This is a genomic window from Plantactinospora mayteni (genome assembly GCF_016862935.1).
Classification (GTDB): domain Bacteria; phylum Actinomycetota; class Actinomycetes; order Mycobacteriales; family Micromonosporaceae; genus Plantactinospora; species Plantactinospora mayteni.
This window is the reverse complement of the sequence record NZ_BONX01000096.1, coordinates 1-5,928: the sequence shown is the minus strand read 5'-3', so window position 1 is coordinate 5,928 and position 5,928 is coordinate 1. Positions and strand designations below refer to the sequence as shown.

General features: G+C 67.3%; 4 protein-coding genes and 2 pseudogenes. 4 read left to right on the top strand and 2 right to left on the bottom strand.

Annotated elements, in window-relative coordinates; translation table 11 throughout:
• Positions 1 to 405 precede the first annotated feature (405 nt).
• Positions 406 to 747, top strand: coding sequence for a hypothetical protein (locus tag Pma05_RS41905; protein ID WP_203863106.1), 342 nt, complete (start codon positions 406 to 408; stop codon positions 745 to 747).
• Between the two features lie 382 nt (positions 748 to 1,129).
• Here Pma05_RS41905 and Pma05_RS41900 read toward each other — a convergent pair whose 3' ends face one another.
• Complete coding sequence (locus tag Pma05_RS41900) at positions 1,130 to 2,089, bottom strand: GNAT family N-acetyltransferase (RefSeq protein ID WP_203863105.1); 960 nt, start codon at positions 2,087 to 2,089, stop codon at positions 1,130 to 1,132.
• A gap of 716 nt (positions 2,090 to 2,805) precedes the next feature.
• Between Pma05_RS41900 and Pma05_RS41895 the strand changes: the two genes are divergently transcribed.
• From Pma05_RS41895 to Pma05_RS41885, 3 genes and pseudogenes are all read left to right on the top strand, one after another.
• Complete coding sequence (locus Pma05_RS41895) at positions 2,806 to 3,369, top strand: DUF4303 domain-containing protein (protein WP_203863104.1); 564 nt, start codon at positions 2,806 to 2,808, stop codon at positions 3,367 to 3,369.
• Between the two features lie 429 nt (positions 3,370 to 3,798).
• Positions 3,799 to 3,954, top strand: a pseudogene (locus tag Pma05_RS44285) (FAD-dependent oxidoreductase); the annotation flags it as partial.
• A gap of 940 nt (positions 3,955 to 4,894) precedes the next feature.
• Positions 4,895 to 5,344: pseudogene (locus Pma05_RS41885) on the top strand (transposase family protein); the annotation flags it as partial.
• Positions 5,345 to 5,475: 131 nt separating this feature from the next.
• Here the strand turns inward: Pma05_RS41885 and Pma05_RS41880 are convergent.
• A partial coding sequence (locus Pma05_RS41880; RefSeq protein ID WP_203863103.1) for a hypothetical protein occupies positions 5,476 to 5,928 on the bottom strand: 453 nt, incomplete at its 5' end.

The window sequence follows — 5,928 nt, the reverse complement described above, 5'->3', positions numbered from 1 at the left end:
CGCGGAGCCCCCGCCGCCACTGCCGACCACCCACACGCACTTGCCGACGTCGACGAGGTAACGGATGGGGCCAGAACAAGTTCATACGGACAGCGGCCGGACGGTCCAGACGACATACGGAGCGTGCTCGTATTCCGGCTCGGGGCGGTATCCGACGGCGATCGCGCCATCGGTGGGGCTGATCGTCGGGGGTCCACGACACAATTTCTGGGACCGGACAATCGATGGGGCGCTGGTCGGTTGAGAATTCTCGGCGGGATGACGCTGCCGGCCGTGCGGTGTGGCGCCTGGCTGGTCGCTCGATGGGGTTCGCAGTCGGGTACGTAGCGGAGGGACGGTACGCGGCACCAGGCAACTACGCCGAGACCCTGGGCCGGGGACGGACGGCGGTGTGACCATAAGTAGATGTCATCCGGACTTCACGTCAATAAATCGGTCATCATCCCCGAAGACGACCTGCGTTGGAAGCTCCCCGCAGACCCGGCGATCGGCCGGGCCGACCCTACCCTGGGCGGGTTCGTCACCGAGCTCAGCCTTGACGTCACTGTTTGCGCTGGACTGAGCTCGCAGCAGCGTCAAAGGATCCGCGACCGAGTCGCCGGATTCCACCGCGCCGGGGACATCATCGTGTCAAACGCCGACGGCGTGATTGCCGTGAAAGTCGACTGGGCCGTCGAATACCCCGAGTCCGCGCGCGTCGCGCGGGAGCGTCTGGCCGCCGTGCTGCGTGACGTCCTGGCGCCGTAACGATGGCGCTACTGTAGCGAAGGCGTGACACACCTTCGTTGCCGCGTGCACTACCGCTGACCAGCTCGGCTGCGTCACGCGCTGGCCCGGATCGCCAAGATCCACCGATCCCGCCAACCAAATCTGGACTTTCGACGCCCATTCTGTCCAGATTTAGTTGGCGCGTGCCAGCTCACCGCCTAGCGGACTTGTCATCTTCGTCTGGACAGGACACGCCCCGTGTCCGGTCCGCGTGCAGTTGGCACAATCCGGGCAGGTGGCACAGGGTGTCCGTCGCGTTGGGGTCATGGCTCGCTACGGTGCCGCGATGGCATCGATGGATCGTGGGCTGTCCGGGCGGGCCGGGTGAAGGTCGGCAGCACCGTCGTCGTTCCAGGAGGTGTTAGCTGCCTGCGGGACCTGCCACCATGACCAGAGACCTCGAATAGGAGACGAACTGGGACACCGCCACGAAACCCGCCCGCTCGTAGATCCTGATCACCCCGGTCGGGTTGGTCGCATCGACGTTCAACCGGGCCGTTGTCTTACCCGCCGTCGCGGCGGCGGCCAGTACCTCAGCGAGCAGGAGCGAGGCTATGCCTCGGCCGCGCCAAGCGGGCCGGGTACCGACAACGCCGACATACACACTCTCGGGCAGGGTCTCGTCGTCGAAGGACAGGACATAGGCGACGATCTCGTCGCCGTACACGATCCGGGACAGGTCTGGCCGGAAGCCGATCGACGATATGGTTTGGGCTGTCCACTCCTGCATGCCGTGGGGCTCGAACCCGAAGTGCCCGGCGAAGGCTTCCAGATGCGCCGCGTAGAGTGCCGCCGGGTCGACATCCGCAGCGCTCTGAACCCGCAGCCCGTCTGGCAGGGCGCCGTCAGCCGCCGCTGCCGGGGTCTGCGCCTCCATGCCGAACCAGTACCGAACCGGAGCGAAACCCACGCGCTCAAGCAGACGGCGCGCGGCGGTGTCTTGACGGTGCGCTCCTGCGCGAGCGGTCCAGTCGGCTGCCGGTGCGATCTGATGATGCAGATCATCAAGGCGCCCGAGCTGCCACGCCAGGAGGTCCCGACCGATGCCTCGACCACGCCATGCCGGATGAACGGCGCCCTTCAGGCTGGCCTGCTGACCTCCATCCGCTGGCACTGAGACCAGCCCGTACCCGACAGCCGTGCCATCCGCAGTGACCGCCAGCCGAGTATCCAGATCCACATCCCGAATCTCCCGCATCCAGCCGCGCACCTCGTGCGGACCAAACAGCGGCGGTCCACCAAAGTGAACCTCGACCTCGTTCAGGAGCGCTGCTACTGCCGGAGCATCCACGTCGGCATACGGTCGAACGATCACCGCCACGACCAGACTCTACGATCCGTCCCGACCCGCCTCGGGCTCGCCCTACGGGTCCGGGCTAATCGGCACCGTCGGTGGTACCTGTCGGGGCTACCTCCCGGCTGCCACAGAGAACGGTGCAGACGCGTCGAGAGCACGGTTCAGCCCGAGCTTGACTGAACGGAAACTTAATGAGTTCCGGGCCGAGTGTCCGTCGAAGAACGGTAGAGGCCGTGCCGGCATCCGGTGGCGCTACCGGTACGGCAGCGGCGCCGCTGGTTACGTGCGCGGTGTCAACCTCATGCGGTCCGGGACGGCAAGATTGTCGAAGCGCTTGGCTAAAGCAAGACACCCGGCGAGGCGGCAATGCCGTTGGCTGCTGATTCGTCAGCCCGGTAGTGCCCCATCGGCCCGGCCTGGCCAGCCGTGGCCCTTCATGGTAACCGTCGCCGACGGACAGAAACTTGATGGTCCCGAGACAAGCCACCGCCGCGCCGCCGAACTCGAAGGCCCGCTCTAGCCGGCCGGGCTGCGGTCGTACCACCAGCCGGCACCAAAGGGAGCCGATGAGCGGCGCGGCGCAGGGGTGCCCTGACTGCTTGCGGTGACCACCGACCCGGGTGTCGAGGCGAATCTTCCGGCGGTGCAAGAGGGCTGCTCGCCTTCGCCGTCGCCGCTGGCAACTCGATCGAAGTGGGCCTACTCATGTTGGTGGGCGGGAGACGCGGTAGCGTGCGCTGGTGGATTGGGACGCCTTCGGGACGGCATGGCATGACAGCGGATGCCGCATCCTGGCCGACCTCGCTGTGGCGCATCCGGGCGAGCGGCTGTACGCCGCAGCCTTCCACCTCTTCTACAGCGACGACGACAAGATCCTCTCGCCGGCCTTTGCCGCCAACACCGAGGCGGCGGTGCACCGGAACCACGGGTACTCGACGCGGTTCGCCCCGCCGGAGTGGCGGTGGGACGTACTGGACGCCGCGAGCGAGGCGATGCGGCCGTGGTACCACCGCCTTACCGAGGAGTTCCTCGCGCCCGCCAGCACTGATGCCGAACGCGACGCGGCGGGGGACGCGCTTGAGGTGGCACACGACGGTGCCATAGCCAGGGTCTGCAAGGCGATGACCGCGACCGCTCGCCGGGGTGGCATCCACGACTCGCTCTCGACCAATTTCGTCGTCGTCATCCTCGAAGGTCAACGGGGGGACGAGGAGGCCGATCTGATCCGGGCGAGTGTCGACCCCCAAGCGCTTGCGACCGTCCCCGAACTGGCCGAGTACATGCGAGAGTTCGAGGTGGCGTGATTTCCGGCCGACCCAACGGCCGTCAGTCTCAATGGCACGTCTGCCGCAACTCTCGCGGTTGTCCAGGGTGAGATACTCGCTGCGCGCGTCGTTTACTCACGAGAATCGCCAACTCTGATGGTTCTACGGCTTCTTCGCGCCCGGGGGCGGGCGGCGAGCGGGTCGTCGGGGGCGTCGGCTGGGAGGTCGGGCGGCGCCTCCTCAACTCCAGCGACGCCTTCGGACGTCCGAGCACCTACGGCGCCGGGACCGGGGTCACCTATGAACCCGAGGCGCTCAAGCTCGTCTGGGACGACCTGACCGAGGCGGCCGGGGTCGCCGTGCTGCTGCACGCCACGCTCACCGGCGTCGGCCGCGAGGGCCGGCGGTCACCGGGCCGGTGGTCGCGACCAAGGCGGGCAACCGAGTCGACGATCTGGGCGTACGTCGGCGGACGCCCCGTCGGGGCAGACCTATCGGGTTCCGTTCCGCCGCCTGCTGCCGGTGGAGCTGGACAATCTCGTGGTCGCCGGGCGCTGCCTGTCGGCCACCCACCACGCGCACGCCTCGATTCGGTCGATGGCGCAGTGCATGACGCTCGGCTAGGCCGTGGGCCACTACGGCGGCGATCGATGCGGAACCCGCCCGTCTGTTGTTGGTTCCGGTCGACGACCGGCACTTTGAATAGCTGGCGTTCGGGTCCGATCGCGGTGCGCGTGGTGCGACGCCGCAGGAGCGTGAGTGGTAAGCCGGCTCTGATTGGGCGATCCCGTTCCGCGGCGCCAGGTACGCCGGGCATCGCGCCCGCGGCACGGGCCAGATGGGGGACGAATGAACTCATCGGAGTCGCCTTCAGCGCCGATTCGGCGGCCTGACGGGCGACGATCGCCTCGTCGAAGCGCTGCCCCGCCGCGGATATCTCCGCCTGCTGGACGGCGATCTGCTCGTCCCGCACGACGCCTGGGATCTGAGGCCGGACGAAACCGTCAAGGCGCGACCAGCAGTTGGCAAGCTCGGTGTCGGTGAAAGGGGCGCGGTTCTCGACCAGCGCCAGAAACGCCTCTCGGTCGGCGGCCTCGGTCATGCCGATGAGACGCGGCAGGCCATCCGGCGAGCGGCCGAGGTAGCCAAGCGCGGCGGTCAGTTCCGCTGCGATCATCTTGGTGAGATGCGGATTGTCGGTCGCGGGGTCGAGCAGCCAGGTCTTGCGCAGGCGGCGGACGGTCTGCCGGATGTCGCGCGCGGCCGAGGTGCGTTCCGGCCCGTCGAGCAGCTTGAGAAGTGTGGCCGCGCCGGGGTGGTCGGCGCCGGCGCGAAGGGCGGCCGCGGCGACGGTGTGTCAATCGGGCTCGGTTAACGCCGCCGCCCAGCCGAGCACGTCATGCGGCGCGGAAGGAAGCCTCGTGACGATCCGGCCGGCGCGGCCCAGGCCGGCGACGTCGCGCTGCACGGCAGAGTTCAGTTCGTCCGCGGGTTCGAGGCGCTCCAGCGCGTTGAGGTCCCAACGGGCGTTCTGCAGAGCACGCGCCCTGGTGACTACTTCACGGGCACCCTCATCCCGACCCGGGACCACCGGCTGGCCGCGCAGAGCAAGAACTACCGCTACAGCAGCAACCTGCAGGTCGCCATCGACGCCCACACCCGCCTCGTCGTCGCCCTCGGCGATCCGCAGCCCGGCAACCGCAACGACACTACCGTCTACCGCACCTCCGGCATCGACCAGAAGTTGGCCGGACGACCGGTCATGGCCGACGGCGCCTACCGCGGCAATCCCGAGGTGATCATCCCGTACCGCAAGCCCGCCGACGGCAGCGAGCTACCCGACTGGAAGCTCGCTCTGAACAAGCAGCACCGCACCGTCCGAGCCCAGGTCGAACACGCCCTGGCCCGCATGAAGTGCTTCAAGATCCTGCGCGACTACCGCCGCGCCGCCAGCACATTGGCCGACACCGCTTCCGGCATCGCACACCTCCACAACATCATCCTGGCGGGGTGACACCAGCACCGTTGCCAGGCAACGCCTTCACCGAATTACGAGACATCCCTTAGTCCCCAATACCGCCAAGCCCGCTGCCGCCGACGTCTGGGTCGGCGGCAGCGGACGTGTCGATTGCTGGTCGCGTGGCCCTATGGCCGTGGATACCGCCCGGAATCCTCGAGAAAGACCTGACCGGTTTCTATATTCCAAATGTATAGGTCTACTCGGATGCTCCGAATGCCGCCTACTACGTTGCTGGCATCCAGCATGAATCCGAAGCCGTACCGCTGGTTAGTGCAGTTGTACTGGTTATCGCCGGGGCGTGCGGCGCGCGCCACCTGCCGATTGTTTGAGTCGTAAGCAGTGAACACGACCGCCGCACAATCCCGATTACCCGAGCCGGTCACTCCGCCGCCAACCTGAACCGACCGGTTATACCAGATGAATTTGCCGGAAGTGCCCGACAAATTCAAATCTTGTTCCCTGAACGGTGTCTGTGGGTAGGCGGCATGGGCTGGGGTGGAGACAGCCGTGCTGCCCATGATCGTGGCGACGAGCGCCACGGTCGCCAGCAGTAGACGCCGCGTGTCGACCCGCCGACT

Coding starts and splice junctions, on each gene's coding strand:
- Pma05_RS41905 (WP_203863106.1), top strand. CDS start 406: ATGTCATCCGGACTTCACGTCAATAAATCGGTCATCATCCCCGAAGAC.